This window comes from Azonexus sp., assembly GCF_030824335.1.
GTDB lineage: Bacteria > Pseudomonadota > Gammaproteobacteria > Burkholderiales > Rhodocyclaceae > Azonexus.
The window spans coordinates 88799-113479 of the sequence record NZ_JAVBXX010000011.1 but is presented as its reverse complement, the minus strand read 5'-3'; the positions used below and the strand labels follow the sequence as shown (position 1 = coordinate 113479).

23 protein-coding genes are annotated in these 24681 nt (G+C 56.6%); 10 read left to right on the top strand and 13 right to left on the bottom strand.

What is annotated here, in order from left to right; translation table 11 throughout:
* Positions 1-15 precede the first annotated feature (15 nt).
* The 6 genes from RCI20_RS08030 to RCI20_RS08005 form a co-directional block, all read right to left on the bottom strand.
* Complete coding sequence (locus RCI20_RS08030) at positions 16-1638, bottom strand: glycosyltransferase family 39 protein (protein WP_306604222.1); 1623 nt, start codon at positions 1636-1638, stop codon at positions 16-18.
* A gap of 60 nt (positions 1639-1698) precedes the next feature.
* Positions 1699-1923, bottom strand: coding sequence for a 50S ribosomal protein L31 (gene rpmE / locus RCI20_RS08025; RefSeq protein ID WP_306604220.1), 225 nt, complete (start codon positions 1921-1923; stop codon positions 1699-1701).
* 101 nt (positions 1924-2024) lie between these two features.
* A complete protein-coding gene (gene rho, locus RCI20_RS08020) occupies positions 2025-3284 on the bottom strand; it encodes a transcription termination factor Rho (protein ID WP_306604218.1) in 1260 nt (419 codons plus the stop codon).
* 158 nt (positions 3285-3442) lie between these two features.
* Positions 3443-3769, bottom strand: coding sequence for a thioredoxin TrxA (gene trxA / locus RCI20_RS08015; RefSeq protein ID WP_076096228.1), 327 nt, complete (start codon positions 3767-3769; stop codon positions 3443-3445).
* 102 nt (positions 3770-3871) lie between these two features.
* Complete coding sequence (locus RCI20_RS08010) at positions 3872-4474, bottom strand: response regulator transcription factor (protein ID WP_306604214.1); 603 nt, start codon at positions 4472-4474, stop codon at positions 3872-3874.
* Positions 4471-6456: a sensor histidine kinase gene (locus tag RCI20_RS08005; RefSeq protein ID WP_306604211.1), complete on the bottom strand. Its 1986-nt coding sequence runs from the start codon at positions 6454-6456 to the stop codon at positions 4471-4473. The genes RCI20_RS08010 and RCI20_RS08005 overlap by 4 nt, the downstream gene beginning before the upstream one ends.
* A 128-nt stretch (positions 6457-6584) precedes the next feature.
* On the opposite strand from RCI20_RS08005, the gene RCI20_RS08000 reads away from it, so the two are divergent.
* The 3 genes from RCI20_RS08000 to RCI20_RS07990 all read left to right on the top strand — a co-directional run bounded on the left by RCI20_RS08000 (position 6585) and on the right by RCI20_RS07990 (position 9662).
* The gene (locus tag RCI20_RS08000; RefSeq protein ID WP_306604209.1) at positions 6585-7589 is read left to right on the top strand and encodes a TRAP transporter substrate-binding protein; all 1005 of its coding nucleotides are present in this window, start codon (positions 6585-6587) and stop codon (positions 7587-7589) included.
* A gap of 69 nt (positions 7590-7658) precedes the next feature.
* Positions 7659-8375 carry a TRAP transporter small permease gene (locus RCI20_RS07995; protein ID WP_306604207.1) on the top strand — a complete coding sequence of 239 codons (717 nt, stop codon included), beginning with the start codon at positions 7659-7661 and terminating at the stop codon, positions 8373-8375.
* A gap of 3 nt (positions 8376-8378) precedes the next feature.
* Positions 8379-9662, top strand: coding sequence for a TRAP transporter large permease (locus RCI20_RS07990; RefSeq protein WP_306604205.1), 1284 nt, complete (start codon positions 8379-8381; stop codon positions 9660-9662).
* 62 nt (positions 9663-9724) lie between these two features.
* On the opposite strand, the gene RCI20_RS07985 is transcribed toward RCI20_RS07990, so the two are convergent.
* The 3 genes from RCI20_RS07985 to RCI20_RS07975 are packed head-to-tail and all read right to left on the bottom strand — an operon-like array spanning position 9725 to position 12337.
* Positions 9725-10471 carry an arginyltransferase gene (locus RCI20_RS07985; protein WP_306604203.1) on the bottom strand — a complete coding sequence of 249 codons (747 nt, stop codon included), beginning with the start codon at positions 10469-10471 and terminating at the stop codon, positions 9725-9727.
* Between the two features lie 5 nt (positions 10472-10476).
* Positions 10477-11181: a leucyl/phenylalanyl-tRNA--protein transferase gene (gene aat / locus RCI20_RS07980; RefSeq protein ID WP_306604201.1), complete on the bottom strand. Its 705-nt coding sequence runs from the start codon at positions 11179-11181 to the stop codon at positions 10477-10479.
* 16 nt (positions 11182-11197) lie between these two features.
* Positions 11198-12337, bottom strand: coding sequence for an ABC transporter ATP-binding protein (locus RCI20_RS07975; RefSeq protein WP_306604199.1), 1140 nt, complete (start codon positions 12335-12337; stop codon positions 11198-11200).
* Positions 12338-12367: 30 nt separating this feature from the next.
* On the opposite strand from RCI20_RS07975, the gene RCI20_RS07970 reads away from it, so the two are divergent.
* Complete coding sequence (locus RCI20_RS07970) at positions 12368-14005, top strand: iron ABC transporter permease (RefSeq protein WP_306604197.1); 1638 nt, start codon at positions 12368-12370, stop codon at positions 14003-14005.
* Positions 14006-14024: 19 nt separating this feature from the next.
* Here RCI20_RS07970 and RCI20_RS07965 read toward each other — a convergent pair whose 3' ends face one another.
* The 3 genes from RCI20_RS07965 to RCI20_RS07955 all read right to left on the bottom strand — a co-directional run bounded on the left by RCI20_RS07965 (position 14025) and on the right by RCI20_RS07955 (position 16300).
* Positions 14025-14690 (bottom strand): ankyrin repeat domain-containing protein, encoded by a 666-nt coding sequence (locus tag RCI20_RS07965; protein ID WP_306604195.1) that lies wholly within the window; start codon positions 14688-14690, stop codon positions 14025-14027.
* A gap of 69 nt (positions 14691-14759) precedes the next feature.
* On the bottom strand, positions 14760-15776 hold the full coding sequence (locus tag RCI20_RS07960; RefSeq protein WP_306604193.1) for a Fe(3+) ABC transporter substrate-binding protein: 1017 nt from the start codon (positions 15774-15776) through the stop codon (positions 14760-14762).
* A gap of 116 nt (positions 15777-15892) precedes the next feature.
* Complete coding sequence (locus RCI20_RS07955; RefSeq protein WP_306604191.1) at positions 15893-16300, bottom strand: C40 family peptidase; 408 nt, start codon at positions 16298-16300, stop codon at positions 15893-15895.
* Positions 16301-16539: 239 nt separating this feature from the next.
* Here RCI20_RS07955 and RCI20_RS07950 point away from each other — a divergent pair, with 239 nt between their 5' ends.
* The 4 genes from RCI20_RS07950 to ppx all read left to right on the top strand — a co-directional run bounded on the left by RCI20_RS07950 (position 16540) and on the right by ppx (position 22219).
* Positions 16540-17535 carry an oxidoreductase gene (locus RCI20_RS07950; protein WP_306604189.1) on the top strand — a complete coding sequence of 332 codons (996 nt, stop codon included), beginning with the start codon at positions 16540-16542 and terminating at the stop codon, positions 17533-17535.
* Between the two features lies 1 nt (position 17536).
* Positions 17537-18652, top strand: a complete 1116-nt coding sequence (locus tag RCI20_RS07945; RefSeq protein WP_306604187.1) for a diguanylate cyclase — start codon at positions 17537-17539, stop codon at positions 18650-18652.
* A 51-nt stretch (positions 18653-18703) separates the two neighbouring features.
* Positions 18704-20596: a propionate--CoA ligase gene (locus RCI20_RS07940; protein ID WP_306604185.1), complete on the top strand. Its 1893-nt coding sequence runs from the start codon at positions 18704-18706 to the stop codon at positions 20594-20596.
* Between the two features lie 135 nt (positions 20597-20731).
* Positions 20732-22219, top strand: a complete 1488-nt coding sequence (ppx, locus tag RCI20_RS07935) for an exopolyphosphatase (protein WP_306604183.1) — start codon at positions 20732-20734, stop codon at positions 22217-22219.
* Positions 22220-22259: 40 nt separating this feature from the next.
* Here ppx and RCI20_RS07930 read toward each other — a convergent pair whose 3' ends face one another.
* Positions 22260-22883 (bottom strand): TetR/AcrR family transcriptional regulator, encoded by a 624-nt coding sequence (locus RCI20_RS07930; protein WP_306604181.1) that lies wholly within the window; start codon positions 22881-22883, stop codon positions 22260-22262.
* Between the two features lie 112 nt (positions 22884-22995).
* Here RCI20_RS07930 and RCI20_RS07925 point away from each other — a divergent pair, with 112 nt between their 5' ends.
* The gene (locus RCI20_RS07925) at positions 22996-23745 is read left to right on the top strand and encodes an electron transfer flavoprotein subunit beta/FixA family protein (RefSeq protein WP_306604179.1); all 750 of its coding nucleotides are present in this window, start codon (positions 22996-22998) and stop codon (positions 23743-23745) included.
* A gap of 1 nt (position 23746) precedes the next feature.
* Positions 23747-24679 (top strand): electron transfer flavoprotein subunit alpha/FixB family protein, encoded by a 933-nt coding sequence (locus RCI20_RS07920; RefSeq protein ID WP_306604177.1) that lies wholly within the window; start codon positions 23747-23749, stop codon positions 24677-24679.
* Positions 24680-24681 lie beyond the last annotated feature (2 nt).

Below are 24681 nucleotides of genomic sequence, written 5' to 3'. Positions count from 1 at the left end.
GGCAAATTGTTGCGGTCAACGGCGATAAAGGCGGAATTTTTCCCGCCGTTCGCCGGGGCGGCGGCCTTCCCAGACCTGACGCCATTGCGCGCCGGGGGCCGCCAATTCCTTCTTCGTATCGCCGACGACCAATAGCCAGTCGCAGTCGTTGCCGGCCGGGCTGTTGTAGGCATGCGGGGAAATGTTGACGAAGTAGGCGAGCGAAGCGCGTTGCGCATCGCTTAAATCTTGCTCAGCCAGGCAGCGTTTTTCGCTCGGCAGCGTTTTGGCAACCGCTTCGGCGATCGGGCGGTAACTCTTGCCGTAGTCGAACCATGGCAGGATGAGTGCGGTAGCCATCAGCCACAACGTGGTGAACCCGAGTGTCCAGTGCATCAGGCTGCGATAGGGGGAGCGTGGTGCCGTGACGATCAACCAGCCCCACCAAAGTGTGGCGGCGCAGCCAATGAGCAATCCGGTGAGGTCAAATTCGCTGATAAAGCCTGGGCGTAGCGCCACCACCCGTTGTGCCAGACGTTCCGGGATGCCCAGCACCATGGCCGACCAGGCAAGCCAGACCAAGGCGGCAAAGAGGCTGAAAACACTCATCGCAAACCAGTCGAAGGCGTTGGCTGCACCGCGTCGCAGACTCAGGGCGCCGGGGGTGGCGAGCAGGGCGACCGATGGCAGTAGCAGCAGAGCGGGAATTTCGCGTGGTCGGTAGGCCCAGGCCAGCAAAAGCAGCGTCAGCAACAGGAAGGACAGCGGGAGTAGTTGGGCGGGCGCGCACCATTGGCTGCGTCGCGTCCAGAGTGTCCAGGCCGCCAGTGGCAAGGCGGGGAAGGCAAACCAGGGCAGCATGGCTAAAAAACGGCCCAAGCCCAGCATTGAAAATGCTGTTTTCAAGGGCGTCAGTTCCATCGTCAGCCAGGCGGACAGGCGCGCAGGTTGCTCAATCAACAGGAGGAGTGGCCAGGGCAGGGCTAGCAGGGCAGCGATGCCCAGTCCAATGAACAGCGTGTGCAGTGCCTTGCTGCGATCCGGTGAAAGCCACCAGGCAATCGGTGCAATTGCCAGCAAGGGCAGTGTCGGTGCAATACCTGCACCGAGCAGGCATGCGGCCAGGGCGATGCCATAAAAGGCACCGGTCAAGCGCGGTTTTCGTCCAATGGTAGCCAATGCCCCAAGCCCGCCGGCGTAAGCGGCCAAGGCAACCAGCATGGGTTGCGCATCGTGGGCATGGATGAGCAGACCGGCACAGCCGGCCAGCAAGAGTGGACTGGCCGCTGCGCTGTCGGTGCCGTAGAGCTCGCGACCCGCATAATAGAGGCCGGTCAGGGTCAGGGCGATCCAGATGCCGCTGGCTAGACGAATGGCTTCGTGGGCTGGCAGTAACCAATTGAAGAGCCAGCCGGTCAAGGCGGCGCTCCAGTAATACAGAGGCGGTTCGTGGAAAGGTCGGCCAGCCAGTGAAGGGCTGAGCCAGTCGCCGCTCGTCAGCATTTGCCAAGCGGTACCGATATGGATGGCGTCTTCACCCTTCCAGGGGTCGCGGCCAAACAGCCCGGCCAGTACGTAGAAGGCGAGCATGCCGGCAAGCATCCAGCCGCCGGGAGGCAGGCGGATGCCGCGACGGATCAGGCGGCTGAAATCAGGCATCTGATGCAGCAAAGAAAAAGGCAGCCCACAGGCTGCCCTTTACTGGAGCGGTAAAGCCGATCAGGCGGCAGCCTTGCCGCGCATGGCGCCGAACTTCTGGTTGAATTTCTCAACGCGACCAGCGGTATCGACGATCTTTTGCTTGCCGGTGTAGAACGGGTGGCAGGCAGCACAGACTTCAACGTGGAAGGCTTGCTTGTTCATGGTCGACTTGGTGGTGAAGTTGTTACCGCATGAGCAGGTAACCTGAACTTCGTTGTAATTCGGGTGAATATCGGCTTTCATTTTTTGTCCTTTAAGCAAGCGACCGGCGAATGTGACCGATCTGGGAAGCCCATGATTATCCTTGAATAATCACGGCGCTGCAATATTTTTCTCGTTGGCGGTTAACCCCGGCGCATTGCGTCGAAGAATTCCTGGTTACCCTTGGTCGATTTGACCTTGTCGAGCAGGAATTCCATTGCTTCGAGATCGTCCATCGGGTAGCACAGCTTGCGCAGTACCCACATTTTCTGCAGCACGTCCGGTTTGAGCAGCAGCTCTTCGCGGCGGGTGCCGGAGCGATTGACGTTGATCGCCGGGTACATCCGTTTCTCGGCCATGCGACGATCGAGGTGGATTTCCGAATTGCCGGTGCCCTTGAATTCTTCGTAGATCACTTCGTCCATGCGCGAGCCGGTGTCGATCAGCGCGGTAGCCAGGATGGTCAGCGAGCCGCCTTCCTCGATATTACGCGCGGCGCCGAAGAAGCGCTTCGGCTTCTGCAGCGCATTCGCGTCGACGCCTCCGGTCAGTACCTTGCCGGAGGCCGGCTGTACGGTGTTGTAGGCGCGGGCCAGTCGGGTGATCGAGTCGAGCAGGATGACCACATCCTTCTTGTGCTCGACCAGACGCTTGGCCTTCTCGATGACCATTTCGGCCACCGCGACGTGGCGCGAGGCCGGTTCGTCAAAGGTCGAGGCGACGACTTCGCCCTTGACGGTGCGCGTCATTTCGGTGACTTCTTCCGGGCGCTCGTCGATCAGCAACACGATCAGTACGGCTTCCGGGTGGTTGGCCGAGATGGCGTGGGCGATGTTCTGCAGCATTACCGTCTTGCCGGTTTTCGGCGGGGCGACGATCAGTCCGCGCTGGCCGGCACCGACCGGTGAAATCATGTCGATGACCCGGCTGGTGATGTTCTCGTCGGACTTGATGTCGCGTTCGAGCTTGAAGTGACGCGTCGGATGCAGCGGCGTCAGGTTCTCGAACATGATCTTGGTCTTGTTGGCTTCCGGCGGGAAACCGTTGATCGATTCCAGCTTGGTCAACGCAACGTAACGCTCACCATCTTTGGGCGTACGGATCTCGCCTTCGACTGTGTCGCCAGTGCGCAGGTTGAAGCGGCGGACTTGCGACGGCGATACATAAATATCGTCCGGATTGGCCAGGTAGGACGTGTCGGACGAGCGCAGGAAACCGTAGCCGTCCTGCAAAACTTCCAGTGTGCCATCACCATAGATGGTTTCGCCATTCTTGGCCTTGGCCTTGAGAATTGCGTAGATCAGCTCCTGCTTGCGCATGCGGTTGGCGTTTTCGATGACGAGTTCGGTCGCCATGTCGAGCAGCTTGCTGACGTGTAATGTCTTGAGTTCGGAAAGTTGCATTGAGTAGTGTGTGGCGCCGGAAGGGTGCGCGGGAATGAACCCGGTCAACGGGGCGCAAGGGCCAAAAAGCGGGGAGGTTTGAATGGATGCCGTGGCGTGCGTCGTTGGCATCCGCCTGAAGGCGCGGAACGCACCTTCAGGCAGGGAGACTACGGAGATTACAGCGTGCTGTCAATAAACGCAGCGAGTTGTGACTTGGAGAGGGCGCCAACCTTGGTTGCTTCGACATTCCCGTTTTTGAAGATCATCAGTGTCGGGATGCCGCGAATGCCGAATTTTGCCGGCGTTTGCTGGTTGTCATCAATGTTGACCTTGGCGACCTTGAGTTTGCCAGCGTATTCGGCAGCGATTTCATCAAGGATCGGAGCGATCATTTTGCATGGGCCACACCATTCGGCCCAGTAGTCAACCAGTACCGGTTGCTGTGCTTGCAGCACTTCGGCCTCGAAAGTGTCGTCAGTGACGTAGTGGATGTGCTCGCTCATGATGGCCTCGTGGTCTTAGGGGGAGTTTGTTCGATAGAGAAGGCAGAAGCGCCTTGTAAATTCTGCCGTGATGCTAGCTAAAAAAATCGGTCAAGGGAAGCATTAGCGACCGCTTTTAAATAGATTGGCTAGCTCGACTGCTGTTTTGACTTGCATTTTGTCGAAGAGATTTGCCCGGTGTACTTCGACGGTGCGCATGCTGATATTCAGTTCGTCGGCGATGACTTTGTTGTACTTGCCGGCTAGCACCAGTTCCATGATCTGACGTTCGCGGGTGGTCAGGCAGGAAACCCGAGCATTGACCGAGTCAACCGTGGCATTTTGCGCCCGTTGCCGGGCGTCCAGGGCCATGGCTTCCTCGATGCGGCTGACCAGTTCGTTGTCATTGAGCGGCTTTTCAAAGAAATCGAAGGCGCCGCGTTTCAGGGTTGCCACGGCGAGCGGCACGTCACCATGGCCCGTCAGGAAAATAACCGGCAGCCTTGAACCGCGCTCGATCAATGTGTCGAAACAATCCAGTCCACTCATACCCGACATGCGCATGTCGAGGACGATGCAACCGCTGGTCGCATTGCTCCAGTTCGCTAGGAAGCTTTCCGCCGAGTCGTAGCTTGCATAGGGCAGTCCGCGCGACTTGAGTAGCCAGGACAGGGCATCGCGAATCGCTTCGTCGTCGTCGACCAGATGGGCTTTTGCAGTGTTCATTCGCTTTCCAGTGGCAGGGTGAAAATGAAGGCGGTGCCGCTTCCGGTGGGTGAATTCTGTAGCGTTTCGGTCCATAGCCGGCCGCGGTGGAATTCGATGATCGACCGGCAGATCGATAGCCCAACGCCCATGCCTTCCTGCTTGGTGGTGAAAAAGGCTGTGTAAAGTTTGTCGCGAATTTCCGGCGCGATGCCACAGCCTTGATCGGCGACGGTAACCCGGATTTCGTTATTCTCGACCATTGCCGTGATGCGCAAGAGGCGATCAGCAAGTGGCGATTCGGCCATTGCGTCCATGCCGTTACGTATCAGATTGAGCAGTACTTGCTCCAGCATCAAGCGGTCCGCCGGAACGAGGGGCAATGCCGGAATTTCGGCCTCAATGCGAATTTGCCGTTTGCGTGCATCGGGTTCGACGAAGCCCAGGCAGTCGTCAATTACCTCGCCCAGTGCGCAGGGCGCGCGTTTTGGCTCGCTCTTGCGGACAAAATCATGGACCCGGCGAATGATCTTGCCGGCACGTTGGGCTTGGGCCCCGAGCTTTTCCAGCGCCGGTTTCAGATCCTGGCAGTTGACCTGATCGCTGGCCAGCAAATTGAGGCAGCCGGTGTTGTAACTGGCGATGGCCGCCAGTGGTTGATTCAATTCATGTGCGAGCGTCGAGGCCATTTCGCCCAGCGTGACCAGACGGGCGGTGAATTGCAGTTGTTCCTGCTGCTGGCGTGCCAGTTCTTCGGCGTGTTTGCGCTCGGTGATATCGAGTACAGAGGCCATCCAGCCGGTATGTTGTCCATTGCCATCGATCAGTTTGGCTTCATACACCAAAGCTTGAAAACGTTCGCCATTTTTTCGCATGAAGGTGATTTCGAAACCTTCGGTTGGGGCTTGGCCGGCCAGCACCACGCGATGCATTGCCTCGGTGTCATCCAGGTGTTCCGGTGCCCAGTACGGCATGGGTGGTGTGCGGTCGACCAGTTCTTCGGCGGAAAAACCGGTCATCCGGCAAAATGCCGGGTTGACGTAAATGATGCGCCCGTTCAGGTCGCGGGCACGCATGCCGACTGTCAGCGAATCTTCCATGGCCGCACGAAAAGCGTGTTCGGACCGCAGGGCCTCTTCGGCCCGCGTGCTTTTTTGCATCAGGCCGCGAATCAGCCACAGGCTCCAGAAAACGCCGCCGGCCAGCAGCAGGATGGCCAGCGTCAACAGGCGCTGCAGGATGCTCTGGTCGTTGGGGTAGTTACTCACCTTCAGGCGTAAACCGTGGCCCGGTGGATCGAATGGGATCTGGTAACTATCTGCGTACAAGCCTTCCAGATTGGTCTTGCTGGCAAACAGGGTGTCGTTGTCGTCGACGATTTCGACTTTGTATTTTTCAGTGAACCACCAGGGAACCTGGCTGTTCAGCAGATCATTGAGCGGGTAGGTGGCAAGTAGCATGCCGCCAAGTTCGGCGCCGTTGTAAATCGGTATCAGCAGTTCAATGATGCTTTGTTGTGATTGGTTGAAAAACGGCTGGCTGTAAGCCGGTTTGCCCAGTTTTTTTGCCACTTCAAATGCTTGCTCTGTCGGGCTTGGTCCTTTCTGGTTTGCCGCACTGTCGGACAGGTTGCGGCTTGGTACGGCGATGATCGGTTTGTTTTCGGAGTCCAGCCAACTGATCTGGGAAATTTCTGGACTGTTTTTCAGCAGATGGGTTGAGCGGACGCGAAACAAGCGCGCTCTTTCTTGCGGTTCAGCCATGTCGACCGCCAGTTGTTGCAACAGGTCGCGATTGCCTTCCAGGTGGAAGCGCAGGTTTTGTTCAAGCCACAACACATCCTTGATCAGGATGTTGCGCTGTTCTTCGCGCTCCGATTGCTGCAAAAGCCAGAGCAGTGCCATCAATGCCGCCATCAGCAGAACGATGCCGAATTTTGGCAGTGCCAGTAGCCAGGGCAGGCGATGTTTGTCCGGGTTGTGATGGGCGATGGGCGAGTCCATGCTGTCGATGGTAACCCGGCTGGGAATATGTGGATATCCACAATACGCAGGAATTACGTCTTTCGTAATACTTTCACCCAGTCGCAATTTGTTCTTTTGCGGCATTCAAATTATTGGAGGAGAAACCAATGAAAGTATCCAAGCTTTTAGTCGGTCTGTTTGCCTGTGCCGTTTCGCTCGGCGCTTATGCGCAGAATCCGATTGTTATCAAGTTCAGCCATGTGGTGGCCAATGACACGCCGAAGGGCAAAGCCGCCGATTATTTCGCCAAGAAAGCGACTGAATTGACCGGTGGCAAGGTCAAGGTTGAGGTGTATCCCAACTCGACGCTGTACAAGGACAAGGAAGAAATGGAAGCGCTGCAACTGGGTGCGGTCCATATGCTGGCCCCGTCGCTGGCCAAGTTCGGCCCGCTCGGCGTGCGTGATTTCGAAGTCTTCGACCTGCCGTTCATTTTCGGCAGCTATGCTGACCTGCACACCGTCACTACCGGTCCGGTCGGCAAGCAACTGCTGGCCAAGCTGGAACCCAAGGGCATCAGCGGTCTGGCTTTCTGGGACAACGGCTTCAAGTCCTTCTCTGCCAATACCCCGATCAAGAGCCCCGATGATCTGAAGGGCAAGAAGTTGCGCATCCAGTCGTCCAAGGTGCTTGAAGAGCAGATTCGTGCGTTGAAGGCGATGCCGCAAGTCATGGCCTTCTCCGAGGTCTACCAGGCACTGCAGACTGGCGTGGTCGACGGCACGGAAAACCCGATTTCCAACTTGTACACGCAGAAGATGCACGAAGTGCAGAAGCATCTGACGCTGACCGAACATGGTTATCTGGGTTATGCGGTGATCGTCAACAAGAAGTTCTGGGACGGTTTGCCGGCTGACATCCGCAAGCAGCTTGACGAAGCCATGGTTCAGGCAACACGTTACGCCAACCAGATTGCCAAGGTGGAAAACGATAGCGCGCTGGAAGCAGTGAAGAAGAGCGGCAAAACCCAAGTCTACACGCCGACTGCCGAAGAGCGCGCGGTCTTCAAGAAAACCTTGGTGCCGGTACACAAGAAGATGGAGAGCCGTATCGGCAAGGAAACCATCGACGCGGTGTACAAGGCGACCAGCTTCAATCCGAACAAGCTGTAATCGATTCAGTCCTCTGGACGCCCGCTGTTGCGCTTCGTGGCAGCGGGCGTTTTTGCAAGGAGAGGGTAAATGGGAAAAATAATAGACTACCTCGAAGAATTCATCATTGCCTCGCTGATGGCGGTGGCCACAGTGGTGATCTTCGTTTCCGTGGTGCATCGCTACGGCACGGGCTTTGAAATCCCGGTGCTCCAGGACTGGCTGTTGTCCATCGATATGGGCTGGGCGCAAGAGTTCTGCATCATTCTTTTTGTCTGGATGGCGAAGTTTGGTGCCGCTTACGGCGTGCGCACCGGCATCCATGTCGGCGTCGACCTGCTGATCAACAAGCTGTCGGAAAAACCGCGCCGGGCGATGATCCTGCTGGGATTGTCCTGCGGCATCCTGTTCACCGCTGTGATCGGCATTTTCGGTGCCTATTTTGTCTGGGAAAACGGCATGGCCTACGTCACGCTGAATGCTTTCGGCCTTGAGCTTGGCGAGTTTTTTGAAGGGCCGACGACGCCCGATCTGGAATGGCCGACCTGGATGGTGTATTCCGCCATTCCGCTGGGCTCCTTCCTGATGTGTTTCCGTTTTATCCAGGTGATGATCAATTTCTCCCGTACCGGCGAGTTGCCGACGCACGACCACGGTCACGTCGAAGGGCTGGAAGAAGGCGAAGTACTGCAGGTTGGTGAAGCGATTGCCATTGCCGAGCAGCGCGAACATGCGCATGCCGGCCTGAGCGAGCGCGAGTGGGAAAAACAGCATCCTGCGGTCGACGACAAGAAAGAGGAGAAATAAGCCATGAGTGCACTCATTATCTTTGGCCTCCTCCTGACGCTGATGGTGGTTGGTATGCCGATCGGTGTGGCGCTTGGCCTGACCGTGCTCGGCTTCATGTTTACCTTCACCGATACGCCGATCGCCTCGGTGGCGCTGAAGATGTTCACCGGCATCGAGAAATTCGAGATCATGGCGATCCCGTTCTTCATCCTCGCTGGCAACTTCCTGACCCATGGCGGCGTCGCCCGGCGCATGATCAATTTCGCCTCGTCGATGGTTGGTCACCTGACAGGCGGTCTCGGCATGTCGGCAGTGCTGGCCTGCGCCTTGTTCGCAGCGGTTTCCGGTTCGTCGCCGGCAACCGTGGTGGCAATCGGCTCGATCCTGATTCCGGCCATGCTCAAGCAGGGTTTTCCGATGAGCTTTTCCGCCGGTGTCGTCGCTTCGGCCGGTGGTCTCGGTATCCTGATCCCGCCGTCGATCGTCATGGTGATGTACGCGGTGACGACCAACTCATCGGTCGGTGCCTTGTTCATGGCGGGCGTCATTCCTGGTTTGCTGCTGGCGCTGGTGCTCGGTGCAACGACCTGGTGGCAAGCGCGCAAGGGCGGTTACCCGCGTTTGCCGAAGGCGTCCTGGGGGGAGCGTTTCCGCACCTTCCGCGAAGCCTTCTGGGGCTTGATGCTGATCGTCGTGGTTATGGGCGGGATTTATTCCGGCATGTTCACGCCGACCGAAGCGGCAGCGATGTCTGCGGTCTACGCCTTCTTCATCGCGGTTTTCGTGTACAAGGATTTGACCTTCAAGCAGATTCCGAAGGTCTTGCTCGATTCGGCCAACATGAGCTCGATGCTGCTGTTCATCATCGCCAGCGCCATCCTGTTCTCGTTCATCCTGACTTCCGAGCAGATCCCGCAGGGTATCGCTGACTGGATCATTCATCTGGGTCTTGGCCCGGTTGGCTTCCTGATCATCGTTAATCTGCTGCTGCTGCTTGCCGGTAATTTCATGGAGCCGTCGTCGATCATCCTGATCCTCGCGCCGATCCTGTTCCCGGTTGCCGTTGCCCTGGGGATCGACCCGGTGCATTTCGGCATCATCATCACGGTGAATATGGAAATCGGCATGATCACGCCGCCGGTCGGTCTCAACCTCTTCGTCGCCAGCGGCATCACCCGCACCGGCCTGACCGAGATGTCGACTGCCGTGCTGCCTTGGTTGTATGCGATGCTCGGATTCCTGATCGCGATTACTTACATCCCGGAAATCTCGCTCTGGTTGCCGAGAACGCTGGGTATGCTCTAATCGGCTTGAAGCTCAATCAAAAGCCGCGCTTCCGGTAACGGAGCGCGGCTTTTTTGCGTGATTCATGCTGATTCAGGTGGGGTGCCGAGGCGTGCCCATCGCCCGTCAATCAAGCCTTCAATCGGCTGGAAGTTGGTCTTGTAGGCCATTTTCCGACTTTCGCCGATCCAGTAGCCGAGGTACAGATAAGGCAGGCCTAGCGCCTTGCATTGGGCGGCTTGCCACAGGATGTTGTATGCGCCATAACTGGCCCCCGGTGTGTCCGGGTCAAAGAAGGTGTACACCGAAGATAGTCCGTCGTCGAGAACATCGATCAGGCTGACCATGCGTACTTTGTTATCTTCTGAAAACGCCACCAGCCGCGTGTCGACCTGGCTTTGCAGCAGGAACTGGGCGTACTGGTCGCGACTATCCTCGTCCATACCGCCGCCCGGGTGACGGCTGGTCTGGTAGCGGACATAAAGTTCAAAGTGTTCGGCGAAAAAGATCAGGGGCAATTCGCGGGCGACAAGATTGCTGTGCCGTTTGAGGGCGCGGCGCTGGCTGCGCGTGGTTTTCAGTTCATTGACCGGTAGACGAACCGGGACGCAGGACTGGCAATCGTCACAGTGTGGGCGATAGGTGTACATGCCGCTCCGCCGGAAACCGGCGCGGATCAAGGTGCTGTAGATTTCGCCATTGATCAGATGCGCCGGTGTAGCGACTTGCGAGCGGGCTTCGCGGTCCGCCAGGTAGCTGCAGGGGTACGCTGATGTAGCGTAGAACTGCAGCAGCGAATAGGGTAGTTCGGCGTCGTCGGGCTGTGACATCGGGCTCACCAAACTGGATTGAGTTGATCGATCGACCAAGTGCTACGTTCGCTACCGCTGGCGGTCAATTGCTGCAAGCGCTGCAGAAATTCCTCACGCGGGATTTCCCTGGCGCCCAGCGAGGCCAGGTGTTCGGTATACATCTGGCAGTCGATCATGCCGAATTCGTGCTCGAGTAAATGCTCGATCAAGTGGGCGAAGGCGAACTTGGAGGCGTTGTCGCGGTGAGAGAACATCGATTCTCCATAGAACATGCGACCGATAGCCAGACCGTACAAACCGCCGACCAGTTCACCTTCTGCCCAGGTTTCGACCGAATGTGCCCAGCCAAGTTCATGCAAACGAATGTAGGCTTCCATCATGTCCGGCGAAATCCAGGTGCCGTCCTGACCGGGGCGGGCAGTGGCTGCACAGGCGGCGATAACGCCAGCAAAATTGGTGTCGAATGTTGCGGTCAACGGCCCGTTGCGCAGGATTTTGCGCAACGATCTGCTCAGTCGGAATTCTTCCGGAAAGAGCACCATGCGCGGGTCCGGGTTGTACCAGATGGGATGCCCCTCAACAGTGCCCCAAGGGAAGATGCCTTGCCGGTAAGCCGCCAGTAATCTGTCCGGAAAGAGGCTTCCGCCAACTGCCAGTAGTCCGCCCATATCGGCGCGCGCGGCGCTCACCGGCGGAAAGGCATCGAGTGGGCCGAGGAAGGTAATCATCGGGTGGCGCGCAGCCTCAGCCGTGCCAGGCGATAGGTTTGGAGGCGTGCTGTTCGAGTTTGATTTCGCATTCGGGGTCACCATCGCAAGCGTCGTGACGCTTGAAGGCAATCACGTGGTCGGCATCAAGACGGATGCCGATTTTTTCGCCTAGTGCGTGATTGTGATGCGACGGGACCAGGGACAGCACTTCGTTACCGCTGGCCAGGCGAAGGGTGTAGAGAATGTCGGCACCGCGAAATGCCTTGTGCAGGACTTCAGCCTGTACAAGGCTGGCGTCGTCATGCACGATGTCGTCGGGGCGCAGCAGGATGTCGACGGTGCAGCCGTCTTCGCAATGTGCACAGCTTTCATGGCATTCGACCGGGGTGTCGGAAATCAAGGTGCCCAGTTCCATGCGCACGCTGTTGCCTTCGCCGACCACGCCGGCAACGAGTACGCCCTGACCGATGAAGTCGGCAACAAAACGGTTGGCTGGTCGGTGATACAGGTTATAGGGCGAGTCCCACTGCTGGATGCGGCCGTTGTGCATGATGCCGATTTCGTCGGCCATGGCGAAGGCTTCGTTCTGGTCGTGGGTAACCATTATTGCGGTCGACCCTTCGCGTTTGAGAATTTCCCGGACTTCGACCGAGAGCCGTTCGCGCAAGCCGACATCGAGATTGGAGAAGGGCTCGTCGAGCAGGATCAGGGCCGGGCGGGGGGCGAGCGCCCGAGCCAGTGCGACGCGCTGTTGCTGACCGCCTGACAGTTCATGCGGGTATTTGCTGCCTTGCCCGCTCAAACCGACCGTCGCCAGCAGTTGCCGAACCCGCAATCCGGCCTCTTCCTGCGAGATATGGTTCAGGCCAAAGGCAACGTTTTGTTCGATCGTCAGGTGCGGGAACAAGGCGTAATCCTGGAAAACCATGCCGATCCGGCGTTTTTCCGGGGCGATGCGGGCGCCGGAGCGACTAACCACTTCACCATGCAAGCGGATTTCGCCGTCTGCAATATCTTCAAAACCGGCGATGCAACGGAGCAGGGTCGTCTTGCCACAACCTGAAGGACCAAGCAGGCAGGCAATTTGCCCGGCTTCAAGACGAAAGTTCACCCCGTCCACAATGGTGGTTTTCCCGTAGCGTTGAATAACGCCATTCAATTCGAGCTGTGTCATGGTGCTCGATTATAATTCGCAATCATTCCTATGCGCGCAGCTACATACTCTCCCCTTCTCATCGTGGCTTTGGTCGTTGCCTTGTTGGCCGGCTTGCCGGTGGTCAGCGTCGGCCTCAACCTGTTTGTTGGCGGCACTAGCGATACTTGGTCGCATTTGTCGCAAACGGTGTTGCCGGAATACATCGCGAATTCGCTATGGCTATGTATAGGTGTCGGCCTTGGTGTCGGTGTGGTCGGCGTGACGACTGCATGGTTGACTGCGATGCACGATTTTCCCGGCCGGCGCTTCTTTGAGTGGGCGCTGGTCTTGCCACTGGCTGTGCCGGCCTATGTGATGGCCTATGTCTATACCGATTTCCTGCAGTTTGTCGGGCCGGTGCAGAGTGCCTTGCGCAATCTGTTCGGCTGGGAATTCGGTGATTACTGGTTTCCCGATATTCGTACCTTGCCCGGTGCGATCCTGATGTTCATTTGCGTGCTTTATCCCTACGTCTATTTGCTGGCCAGGGCAGCTTTTCTCGAACGGGCCAGCGGCATGCTCGAGGCGGCACGCACATTGGGCATGGGGCAATGGCGCGCTTTCTTTTTCGTGTCTTTGCCGTTGGCTCGGCCTGCCATCGTGGCTGGTGTTGCACTGGCGTTGATGGAAACGCTGGCCGATTACGGAACGGTGGCTTATTTTGCGGTCAACACGTTTACAACCGGCATTTATCGCGCCTGGTTTTCGTTGGGTGATCGGGTTGCCGCAGCACAACTCGCGGCAATGCTGCTGGGCTTTGTCCTTTTCCTGCTGATGGCCGAGCGGATTTCCCGCGGCCGCGCGCGTTATCACAATACGACCGGCCGCAATCGGCCAATGGCTGGCGCACGGCTCCGCGGCATCAAGGGATTTGCCGCGCTAAGTGCTTGTGCGCTGCCCTTGCTGCTGGGCTTTGTCCTGCCGGCTATCTTGCTGCTCAAGATGGCATTTACCGATGGGGATGCCCAGTTTGGCGAACGTTTTCTGATCCTCTCCCGCAATAGCTTCCTGCTGGCTGGTACGACGGCGGTGATCGGGGTCTTGCTGGCTTTGCTGCTGGCTTATGGTGCGCGCTTGTCCAAGACTTCTTTTTCGGCCGGGCTCAATCGTCTGGTTGGTCTGGGTTACGCGGTGCCGGGGGCGGTGATTGCCGTTGGGGTGCTGATTCCGGTGACACGACTGGATCATTGGCTGGCCGGTCAGTGGGCACTATGGTTCGGTAGCAATCCGGGACTTTTGCTGACCGGGGGTATCGCTGCACTGATTTATGCCTACCTGGTGCGTTTTCTTGCGGTTGCACTGCATACCGTGGAGTCGAGTCTGGCCAAGATTACGTCCAGCATGGACGACGCTGCGCGCAGTCTCGGGCTCGGGCAGAGTGAGACCTTGCGTCGGGTACATACGCCCTTGTTGCGCGGTAGTTTGCTGACGGCTGGCCTGCTGGTCTTCGTGGATGTGATGAAAGAATTGCCAGCAACGCTGGTTATGAGACCATTCAACTTTGACACGCTGGCGACGCAGGTCTATACGCTGGCATCAGATGAGCGGCTGGCTGAGGCATCAACGGCTTCTTTGGCGATTGTGGCAGTTGGTTTGTTGCCGCTGATTTTGCTCTCGCGCCAGATTTCTGCGTCGCGCCGCGCCTGATCCTGATTGGCCGAGCCCGCTATTTTTTCTGATCAATATCAGGGAGCAGGGGTTTTACAGAGCCATCGGCAACCGGGGCTTTTTCCCAAGCTCCCTTATTGCGTTCAAAATCGATATTCAGAACATTGGTGTCCACGCCATAGACGCCCTTGAGTTCAATTTGTTCGAATACCTGCGAGGGTGCCGCGGGGGCGTCGTATTCGATCACATTGTCGTGCTTTATGGGGGGGGATTGGCGAATTTCGGGTTTGCTGTCTTTCCGGACGGGGATTGCGACAAATTCCAGGCCTTGCTCAAGCTCCTCGGCACGTATTGATTGTTCTGATGAAATTTCTTGCGCACGTTTGAATAGTTCCGGAGGTATTTCTAGATCAAACGGGATTTGTGCGTGCTTGGACAGCAGAAGCGCAACAACTTCCGTGTGCCCTGCCCGCAAGGCGAGTCTTACCGGAGCGCCTGGGCCATCGGCAGTCACTGCATTGATGTCCGCGCCTCGTGCCAGCAGCGTTCGAATGATCGGAACGTTGCCTGAGAAGCAAGCCGTGCGCAGTGGCAGGCCGTGGTAGCCGTGAATGTCAGCTTCTTCAATGTTGGCGCCGTCATCCAGCGCGGCAATAACCCGATCAATGCTGTTGGCCCGAATTGCACCAATCAATGCGCTAGCGCCAAAGCTACTTTCTCCCATGTTTTCCTTCCTTGCAATAGTAGGATTTTATGGGATGCAGATCGCTTTGGCGAGGGTGAAAATCAGTGATTACTTGAAGCCTGCACGATCGAAAATCATTTGCGCCTTGACTTGATACATGGCAAGGCTGTTGACTGGCAACTGGTCGGCCTTGAATTTGCCAAGCTTCGTCAGTGCCGGATTGTCTACTTTTGCCGACTCGACAACCGGCCATTCATTATTGCCATCGGCAAAATAGCGCTGTGCCTGATCTGATGCGAGGTATTCCAGGAACTTGATGCCAGCTGCCTTGTTCGGGGCGTATTTCAGGATGCCACCGCCGGAAACGTTAATGTGGGCGCCAGTCGACGTTTGGTTAGGCCATACGACACCAATTTGTTCCATGATTTTTTGATCTTCCGGCTTGGTTGACCGCATTAGTCTTGCGACATAGTAGCTGTTGGTTATGGCAACGCCACATTCTCCCGCCGCTACCGCCTTGATTTGGTCGGTATCGCCACCCTTCGGGGCGCGGGCAAAGTTGCTGACCATGCCGCGTGCCAGTTCTTCAGCCTTGGCTTCGCCTTCATGTGCAATGATCGAGGCGAACAGGGAAAGGTTATAGGGGTGGGAGCCTGAGCGCGAACAGACTTTGCCTTTTAGCTTCGGGTTGGCCAAGTCTGCATAATTTTGCACATCAACTGCCTGAATTCGTGCCTTGTTATAAACAATCATGCGTGCGCGGGTTGAAAAAGCGGCCCATTCTGCCGTGCGCAGATGGCTGGGTATCCTGTTTTCCAGAAGTTTTGACTGGAGAGGGGCAAACAGTCCTAATTCCCGTGCTTTGGCCAAGCGTGAGGCATCAACCGTAAGCAAGACGTCTGCCGGGCTGTTGCTGCCTTCATTCCGGATGCGCTCCAGAAGTTCATCTTCCTTGCCCTCAATGCGGTTGATCTTGATTCCGGTCTGTTTGGTGAAATCCGCATAAAGTGCATCATCGGTTTGGTAGTGACGAGCCGAATAAAGGTTCAGCACTTTTTCCTGGGCGATGGCTGGCTGGAGGGCTGCAGTTAAAGACAGAGCAACAAGCGTGGCTTTCAACTTCATGGGAACTCCCGAGGTGGCGGTATGAGAATTGTTTCAGTTTACTTTATATTTTTTGTAATGAGAACTGTTATTGATTTTTGTAATAAAAAAACGGCCGTCAGGCCGTTGGTCTTTTGTTACTGACCTTCGATGATTCTGCGTGCGCCATTGAAACGCGTCATCCAGTAACTGCTATTCATGTTTTCCACGCGAACTTCCGATCCTGCACGCGGGGCGTGCAGGAAATGGTTATCTCCCAAGTAGATACCAACGTGAGAGAAAGCGCGTCGCATGGTGTTGAAAAATACCAGATCACCCGGCTTCAACTGGCTTGCATCAATCTGTTCGCCTACCTGACTTTGTTCGCGTGCAGTACGTGGCAGGTAGGCGCCAATACTTTCCTTGAACACGGTTTGAACGAAGCTGCTGCAGTCGAGTCCGTTGTCGATACTGTTTCCACCCAGTTTGTAGCGCACGCCAACCAGCTTGAAGCCTTCAAGAATGACGTCCTGAGCTGCACTCGTATAGCGCTCGATGAAGGACATCGGGGCTTCCTGAGTGCGGTTCAGTTCTGTTGCGTGGCTGGTGCTCAGGCCACCGAAAGCTAGAACTGCTGCGGTTATTAGGGGAATAATTTTAAGACGCATAGTCGCGTAATTTATTTGAAATCTTCCTGACTGTAAAGCCGATTGGCTGCAAAGTCTGCTTTCGCCAGATAGAACTATGTTCATAATCCGTAATTATGAATACAATTTCAACACTGTTTAGCGAGGAGCACATCACTATGGATTCCTTCAAGGCGCTGCTGATAGAGGAACGCGAAGGCAAAGTCGGACATCGTTTTGTCGACATGGGTATCGAGGAGCTTGATGCGGGCGAGGTGCTTATTCGTGTCGCCTATTCGAGCATCAATTTCAAGGATGCCTTGGCTGCGACAGGTGCCGGGAAAATCATCCGGCGATTTCCATGTGTCGGTGGCATCGATCTTTCCGGAACGGTGGTTGAAAGTACCAATCCCCGTTTCAAGGCAGGTGACCCGGTCATTGCCACCAGTTTTGACATAGGGGTCGCACACCACGGGGGTTATGCAGAGTTTGCCCGTGTGCCAGCGGATTGGGTGGTGCCCTTGCCGGTCGGATTGAGTCTTTACGAGTCGATGATTCTGGGGACCGCCGGTTTTACCGCCGCCCTGGCAATCGTTCGCATGGAAGAAAATGGCCTTTCTCCTGAGAAAGGGGCTGTCATCGTGACTGGTGCTACCGGGGGGGTAGGCAGTTTGGCCGTGGATATGTTGGCGCATCGGGGTTACCGGGTTGTCGCGCTGACTGGCAAGGAGAGCGAGTCCGGTTATCTGCGGAGTTTGGGGGCTTCGGAAGTGATGTTGCGTCAGGATCTCGATCTGGCAAAAATTCGGCCACTTGATCGGGCGCGCTGGGCTGGGGCCGTCGATAATCTGGGCGGCGACGTACTGGCGTGGATTGCCAGCACAATGGAGCAGGGTGGGACGATTGCCAGCATCGGTCTGGCTGCCAGCATGTCATTGAATACGACTGTGGCCCCGTTCATTTTGCGCGGTGTTTCCTTGCTTGGCGTGGACTCCGGTTATATCCGGGAGCCGTATCGCACAGGAGTCTGGCAGCGTTTGGCGGGCGATCTGAGGCCGCCTCACTTGGCAGATATGGCGCGTACCATCGCACTTGCCGATTTGCCTGCGGCTTTTGAAGAATATATTGCAGGGCGTGCCAAGGGGCGGGTTGTTGTAGCTGTGGCCGGGAGTTGAGGTGCCGGATCTGCCCCGTATCCTGATTGTAGATAAGGCGAAATCGAACCGAGCCGCGCTGATTCAGCATCTTGCATTGCATTACGACGTGCGGGAGGCTGAAGATGGTGATGCGGCTTGGGAGGCGCTTGTTCTTGACCAGTCGATACGGGCAGTTGTATCCGACCTTCTGATTCCAAAAATGGGCGCTTACCAGTTGGTCGAGCGTTTACGTTCTTCCCGTCTCCGCCATTTGCAACAAATGCCCTTTGTCCTGGTTTTAGACGAAGGCGCTGAAGAAGAGCGTAGTAGAGCGCGCACGCTCGGTGTTTCTGACTTTATTGGTAACTGGTCTGGTGGCGGCGAGTTGTTGTCCAGACTAGGTAATTTGCTGCTATTGCCGCAGGCTCGGGCGGCCACGGATCAAGGTCGTGAGCATATGGTGCATGACCCGGTCAGTGGTTTGTTTACCCGTAAATACCTTGAGTTGCAGGCAGCGCAGGCTTTGTCGCATTCCGCCCGGCATGGCATTGACGTCAGCGTGATGGTCATTGGCTTCGATTCGTATGCAAGGCTATGCGAAATGCTTGGTCCGGTGATGGCGGATGAGGTGGGTACTCGTTTCACCAAAATGCTCACCGCCAAGGTGCGACAAGAGGATAGCCTGGGGCATCTGGCTTCGGGGCAGTACGCAGTAGTTTCTCCCGGAACGGCACTGACTCACTGTGGCAGTTTTGCCGAGCGCGTTCGACAAGCTGTTGAAGTATCCAAGGTGACGGTGAAGGGCCAAGCTTTTTCGTTGACTGTCAGTATTGGTCTTGCCGGTGTGCCTGCTGATCGGGTGACGTCGGCTGGGGCACTGCTTGATCTTGCTGGGCAGCGCATGAAACTGGCGATGGCGGCCGGTGGGAATCGGACGGAAGCTGGTGGTTCGCTACCGGCGGTCAAACCGATTTCTTTGGCGCATGCGCTGGAGTTGCTTGAAGCGAATCGGGCCGAGCAGGTAGTGCCGCATCTTGATGTCTTGTTGGCCCAATTGATGCCGCTGCTTGCTTTGATGGATAAGGAATTGGACTTGACTCTGCCGGTGGCGGAGCTTGAGCGTTATTTGGGCGAACGGAAACCAAAGCAAAAATAATCCGTTCATTCGTTTGGTGTGCAGGAAATCATCATTTTTAGAGGACGTTTTATGGCGACTTACAAGGAATTTCATCAGTATTCGATTGAACAACCCGATGCGTTCTGGACCGAGCAGGCCCAGCTTGTCGATTGGAAAGAGCCGTTTACCCAGGTTTGCGATTTTTCGCGCCCGCCATTTGCCAAATGGTTCGTCGGCGGCAAGATCAATCTCTGTCACAACGCGATTGATCGTCATGCAGCGAAGCGCCCGAACGACGATGCCCTGATTTTCGTGTCGACGGAAACTGACGAGGAAAAAATTTATTCCTTCGCCGAGTTGCAGGCCGAAGTCGAGCGCATGGCAGCAATTTACAAAAGTTTGGGTGTAAAGAAGGGTGATCGTGTCCTGATTTATATGCCGATGATTCCACAAGCTGCATTTGCCATGTTTGCCGCTGCACGTATCGGTGCGATTCACTCGGTGGTGTTTGGTGGTTTTGCCTCTGGATCGTTGGCTACTCGCATTGACGATGCCAAACCAACACTGATCGTTTCTTCCGACGCCGGCATGCGTGGCGGGCGTGCCGTTCCTTATAAGCATTTGCTGGATGAAGCAATCGATTTGGCTGAGCACAACCCAGCCAAGGTATTGATGATTGATCGTGGTCTGGACAAGGAATTCAACAAGGTCGCTGGCCGTGACGTCGACTATGCAGCGCTGCGTGCGGAGCACATGAACGCACGCGTTGAGTGCGAGTGGCTGGAGTCTTCCGATCCGTCGTACATCCTTTATACCTCGGGTACGACAGGAAAGCCGAAAGGTGTGCAGCGCGATACTGGTGGCTATGCGGTGGCGCTGGCATCGTCGATGAAGCATATTTATTGTGGTGGTGAAGGCGAGACCTTTTTCTCGACCTCGGATATCGGCTGGGTCGTCGGTCACTCCTACATCATCTACGGTCCGTTGATCGCCGGCATGGCGACGATCATGTACGAAGGCACGCCGTTGCGCCCGGATCCGGGTATCTGGTGGCAGATCGTCGAGAAGTACAAGGTTTCCGTGATGTTCTCGGCACCGACTGCCGCTCGCGTGCTGAAGAAACAGGATCCGGCCTACATGCACAAGTACGACCTGTCGACCTTGAAGCATGTGTTCATGGCCGGCGAGCCGCTCGATCAGCCGACGCACGAATGGTTCCAGAACGAACTGGGGCGCCCGGTCATCGACAACTACTGGCAGACCGAGACCGGTTGGCCGATGCTGGCCGCCTTGCACGGTGTCGAAAAGACGCCGATCAAGTTCGGTTCGCCGAGTTTTCCGGTCTACGGCTACAACCTGAAGATTTTCCGCGAGGACGGTTCCGAATGTGGTGCCAACGAGAAGGGCATCGCTGCGGTCATTCCGCCGCTGCCACCCGGCTGCCTGTCTACTGTCTGGGGTCAGGACGATCGTTTCGTCAGCACCTATTTCACGCTGTTCAAGGAGCCGCTGGTTTATTCCTCCTACGACTGGGCGATCAAGGACGACGACGGGTATTTCACCATCCTCGGCCGTACCGACGACGTGATCAACGTGGCTGGCCATCGTCTGGGGACGCGTGAAATCGAGGAGGCCATCCAGAACCATGCGGCAATTGCCGAAGTGGCCGTGGTTGGTGTCGAGGACAAGCTCAAGGGGCAAGTGCCGATGGCTTTTGCTGTGGTCAAGGACGCCACCCGGGTAGCGACGCCGGAACTGGTCAAGGCGCTGGAGAAGGAAGTGTTTTCGACCGTCGATGGCATTCTTGGTGCGATCGGCCGGCCGGCCCGCGTGCATTTCGTTACCGGTCTGCCGAAGACCCGTTCCGGCAAGATGCTGCGCCGCTCCCTGCAAGCCTTGGCCGAAGGCCGTGACCCGGGCGACCTGACGACCATTGAAGATCCGTCTACGCTGGAGCAGATCAGGAACGCCCTGGCCAGTTGATTTTTCTGTCAGGTCCACGCAAAAACCCGCCGCTTCAGCCCCGGCGGGTTTTTTTTCTACATGTCTTTGTAAGAATTTACCGTGAGGCAGGGTGCTAAAATCGCGGTCCGCCTGATTTAGCGATGATGCCTAGCAATGATTTATGAAACCGTAGCTGCGGTCGACCTCGGTTCTAACAGTTTTCGCCTGCAAGTCGGGCGGGTTGTCGATGATCAGATTTATCCACTCGATTCGCTCAAGGAGCCGGTCAGGCTGGCTTCGGGGCTGACTACGGAAAAGCTCCTTGATAGCGAAGCGCAGGAGCGTGCGTTGGTTGCTCTGCGCCGGTTTGGTGAACGTTTGCGTGGGCTGGATCGCGGGGCCGTGCGGGCGGTTGCGACAAACACCATGCGGGTCGCCAAAAATGTCGGTGAGTTTTTGCCGCAAGCTGAAGAGGCGCTGGGTTTTCCCATTGAGGTCATTGCCGGCCGCGAAGAAGCGCGACTGATCTATCTCGGGGCTTCGCATTCCTTGCCGAGTGCAGCGCACAAACGCTTGGTGGTCGATATCGGCGGGGGGTCGACCGAGTTCATCATTGGCAAACGTCACGACCCGCAGTTGATGGAGTCGCTTTATATGGGCTGCGTCAGTTTCACCATGCGCTATTTTCCTGGTGGCAAGGTGGACAAGCGCCGGTTGCGTGAAGCGCAGATTGCGGCAGCCAAGGAAATTGAGTTGATTGCCCACGACTATCAGCGGATGGGCTGGAAAGAGGCGGTGGGCTCTTCCGGTTCGGCGCGTGCCATCGCCGATATCCTGGAAATGAATGAGATGAATCCGGGCGGGGAAAGTGGAATTACCCGTGTTGGTCTGGAACGATTATGCGCCATGCTGATCAAGGCAGGCTCAGCTGATGCGCTCGATTTACGTGGGGTCAAGGGGGATCGGATGCCGGTGCTGCCTGGTGGTATCGCCATCATGTCGGCTGTTTTCGAAGAGCTTGATCTTGAGCGCATGACTTATGCTGATGGCGCCTTGCGTCTTGGTGTGCTTTACGATCTGCTTGGGCGTTTCCATCATCACGATATGCGTGATGCAACGGTGGCGCATTTTCGCCGACGCTATCAGGTTGAGCGCGATCAGGTCGAGCGGGTAGAGGCTGCGGCCATGTCCGCGCTGACGCAGTTAAGTGCCGGGGCGCCGGATGAAAGCGATGTCCATTTCTTGTCCTGGGCATGCCGGCTTCACGAAATTGGTATTTCGGTTGCACATAATGCCTACCACAAACACGGTGCCTATATTTTGACCTATGCCGATATGCCGGGTTTTTCCAAAAAGGATCAGGCAAGATTGGCCATGCTGGTGCTCGGGCATCGCGGCAAATTGGAAAAGCTCGGGGCGCTTCCTGCGGTCGACAGTCTATGGACGCTGGTTTTCTGCTTGCGACTGGCCGTTGGATTGCATCGTACACGTGATGACCGGGCACTTCCCGCTTGGCGGGTGTCGTCCACCGGGCGCGGCTTCTTGCTTGAATTGCCCGATGAGTGGTTGGCAGAGAATCCTTGGACTGCTGCCGCCTTGGGGGAAGAAGCGGTTATCTGGAGGCAGATTGGCCGGGAGTTTTTGGTCCGCCCGCTGAATTGACTAGGCTAATCAGGGATTCCGTTTGCGCGGCAAGCCCTGTTTAACTGGATATTATCCGTTCAGCGATGCGCTGCTTCAGGTCGCCCAAGTTATCGTCAAACGGGGCGTAGTGCATTAGCGACAAGCCAAATACGCAAGCGTAAAGCAGCAGGCTGCGACTCTTGGCTTCAGCATCCGACATTCCCGCGGTGACGAATAGTCGGCGGGTGCATTCCAGTCGGTAGAGGTCGACGGACTCGACGATTGCTGCTGCCCGAGTGTCGTGACGCGCCCAGTCGCGGACGGCCAGTTCGATTGACATGCCCTTGCGGTTGCGACTGGCCCCGTACACTTCGATCACGTAATGCAGTTGTTCTAGTTCGCGCCCAGCCAGGCCGGAGGTTGTCTTTTCGATGTCGCGGATGCGACCCTCGCGCCAGCGTTCAAGAATTGCATCAAGCAGGGCTTGACGGTCCTTGAAGTGCCAGTAGAAACTTCCTTTTGTTACGCCGCAGCGTTTTGCCAGCACTTCAACGCGCAATCCGGCAACGCCTTCCTTGGCCAAGACGTCAATTGCCGTATCAACCCATCGTTCGGGGTCAAGTTGAGTGCGTGTCACGGCAGCCTTGCCGGTGGCACGGAGACGCGGAGTTTTTTCAGGGGGCTTGACAGTTTTATTTTCCATACGCTACCGTATGCTTTTCCATACGACACAGTATGGAGATTGTGCGGTTTGGCAAGTCGTCTGTCAAACGCCGATTGTTTCTAAAAATACTGACCGATAAAAGGAGATGCTTGTGAAAATTCTCGTTCCCGTTAAACGGGTGGTGGACTACAACGTCAAGGTTCGGGTCAAGGCCGACGGTTCCGGTGTCGATCTGGCTAATGTGAAAATGAGCATGAACCCTTTTGACGAGATTGCCGTCGAAGAGGCTGTCCGTCTCAAGGAAGCGGGGATCGCGACCGAGGTGGTCGTGGTTTCCTGTGGCCCGGCGGCTTGTCAGGAGACCTTGCGTACGGCCATGGCAATCGGTGCCGATCGTGGCATTCTGGTCGAGAGTGATGTTGAATTGCAGCCGCTGGCTGTTGCCAAGCTGCTGAAGGCGCTGGCGGATAAAGAGTCGCCGCAGTTGGTGATTTGCGGCAAGCAGGCCATCGATGATGATGCCAATCAGACCGGTCAGATGCTGGCTGCGCTTGCTGGTTGGCCGCAGGCTACCTTTGCTTCAAAGGTCGTGTTGGCGGATGGCAAGGCAACGGTGACGCGTGAAATCGACGGTGGTCTGGAGACGCTTCAGTTGTCTTTGCCGGCTGTTGTTACGACAGATCTGCGTTTGAATGAGCCGCGCTATGCAACCTTGCCCAATATCATGAAGGCGAAGAAAAAGCCGCTCGAAACCGTCAAGCCGGAAGATCTTGCGGTCGACGTTACGCCGCGCCTGAAAACCCTGAAAGTGGTCGAGCCGGCCAAACGCTCCGCTGGTATCAAGGTGGCTGATGTGGCCGATCTGGTGAATAAACTGAAGAACGAAGCGAAGGTGATCTGACATGACCATTCTCGTAATTGCAGAACACGACAACAAGAGCCTCAAGGCAGCTACCCTGAATACCGTTGGTGCAGCATCCAGGATCGGTGGGGATATTCACGTCCTGGTAGCTGGTGCCAACTGTGCTGAAGCCGGCAAGTTGGCTGCTGTGCTACAGGGGGTTGCCAAGGTTTTGCTTGCAGATGCCGGGCACTATGAAGCCCAAACAGCAGAGAATCTGGCTGCGCTGGTGGTGGCAAATGCCGCGACTTACTCGCATATTCTTGCGCCGGCGACGACCTTCGGCAAAAACCTGTTGCCACGTGTTGCCGCCTTGCTTGATGTGGCGCAGATTTCCGAAATTACCGGTGTCGAGTCGGCTGATACATTTGTCCGTCCAATCTATGCCGGAAATGCGATGGCCACCGTGCAGAGCTCTGATTCCACCAAGGTCATTACCGTGCGTACAACCGCCTTTGATGCTGTTGCTGATGGCAATAATGCACCAGTGGAGGCGCTGGCGGCGCTTGCAGATAATGGCCTGACGCAGTTGCAAGGGCGTGAGCTGACCAAGTCGGAGCGTCCCGAATTGGGGGCGGCAAAAATCATTGTGTCCGGTGGTCGCGGCCTAGGCAGTGGTGAAAATTATCATAAGTTGCTGGAGCCTCTGGCTGACAAGCTTGGTGCGGCTTTGGGGGCCAGTCGTGCTGCGGTCGACGCGGGTTTTGTGCCAAATGATTACCAGGTCGGTCAAACGGGCAAGATTGTTGCCCCGCAACTTTATCTGGCAATCGGTATCTCCGGCGCAATTCAGCATTTGGCGGGGATGAAGGATTCAAAGGTGATTGTTGCTGTTAACAAGGATCCGGATGCTCCTATTTTCCAGGTGGCTGATTATGGTTTGGTGGCCGATTTGTTCGAAGTGGTGCCGCAACTGGAGGCGGCGCTCGGCTAAAA

Excerpts from the sequence above, each read along its gene's own strand:
- RCI20_RS08005 (WP_306604211.1), bottom strand. The coding sequence starts at position 6,456 with ATGGACTCGCCCATCGCCCATCACAACCCGGACAAACATCGCCTGCCC.
- RCI20_RS07920 (WP_306604177.1), top strand. The coding sequence starts at position 23,747 with ATGACCATTCTCGTAATTGCAGAACACGACAACAAGAGCCTCAAGGCA.
- RCI20_RS07960 (WP_306604193.1), bottom strand. The coding sequence starts at position 15,776 with ATGAAGTTGAAAGCCACGCTTGTTGCTCTGTCTTTAACTGCAGCCCTC.
- RCI20_RS07970 (WP_306604197.1), top strand. The coding sequence starts at position 12,368 with ATGCGCGCAGCTACATACTCTCCCCTTCTCATCGTGGCTTTGGTCGTT.
- RCI20_RS08000 (WP_306604209.1), top strand. The coding sequence starts at position 6,585 with ATGAAAGTATCCAAGCTTTTAGTCGGTCTGTTTGCCTGTGCCGTTTCG.
- trxA (WP_076096228.1), bottom strand. The coding sequence starts at position 3,769 with ATGAGCGAGCACATCCACTACGTCACTGACGACACTTTCGAGGCCGAA.
- RCI20_RS08030 (WP_306604222.1), bottom strand. The coding sequence starts at position 1,638 with ATGCCTGATTTCAGCCGCCTGATCCGTCGCGGCATCCGCCTGCCTCCC.
- RCI20_RS07990 (WP_306604205.1), top strand. The coding sequence starts at position 8,379 with ATGAGTGCACTCATTATCTTTGGCCTCCTCCTGACGCTGATGGTGGTT.
- rpmE (WP_306604220.1), bottom strand. The coding sequence starts at position 1,923 with ATGAAAGCCGATATTCACCCGAATTACAACGAAGTTCAGGTTACCTGC.
- RCI20_RS07955 (WP_306604191.1), bottom strand. The coding sequence starts at position 16,300 with ATGTCCTTCATCGAGCGCTATACGAGTGCAGCTCAGGACGTCATTCTT.
- RCI20_RS07995 (WP_306604207.1), top strand. The coding sequence starts at position 7,659 with ATGGGAAAAATAATAGACTACCTCGAAGAATTCATCATTGCCTCGCTG.
- RCI20_RS07975 (WP_306604199.1), bottom strand. The coding sequence starts at position 12,337 with ATGACACAGCTCGAATTGAATGGCGTTATTCAACGCTACGGGAAAACC.
- aat (WP_306604201.1), bottom strand. The coding sequence starts at position 11,181 with ATGATTACCTTCCTCGGCCCACTCGATGCCTTTCCGCCGGTGAGCGCC.
- RCI20_RS07930 (WP_306604181.1), bottom strand. The coding sequence starts at position 22,883 with ATGGAAAATAAAACTGTCAAGCCCCCTGAAAAAACTCCGCGTCTCCGT.
- rho (WP_306604218.1), bottom strand. The coding sequence starts at position 3,284 with ATGCAACTTTCCGAACTCAAGACATTACACGTCAGCAAGCTGCTCGAC.
- RCI20_RS07965 (WP_306604195.1), bottom strand. The coding sequence starts at position 14,690 with ATGGGAGAAAGTAGCTTTGGCGCTAGCGCATTGATTGGTGCAATTCGG.
- ppx (WP_306604183.1), top strand. The coding sequence starts at position 20,732 with ATGATTTATGAAACCGTAGCTGCGGTCGACCTCGGTTCTAACAGTTTT.
- RCI20_RS08010 (WP_306604214.1), bottom strand. The coding sequence starts at position 4,474 with ATGAACACTGCAAAAGCCCATCTGGTCGACGACGACGAAGCGATTCGC.
- RCI20_RS07940 (WP_306604185.1), top strand. The coding sequence starts at position 18,704 with ATGGCGACTTACAAGGAATTTCATCAGTATTCGATTGAACAACCCGAT.
- RCI20_RS07985 (WP_306604203.1), bottom strand. The coding sequence starts at position 10,471 with ATGTCACAGCCCGACGACGCCGAACTACCCTATTCGCTGCTGCAGTTC.
- RCI20_RS07950 (WP_306604189.1), top strand. The coding sequence starts at position 16,540 with ATGGATTCCTTCAAGGCGCTGCTGATAGAGGAACGCGAAGGCAAAGTC.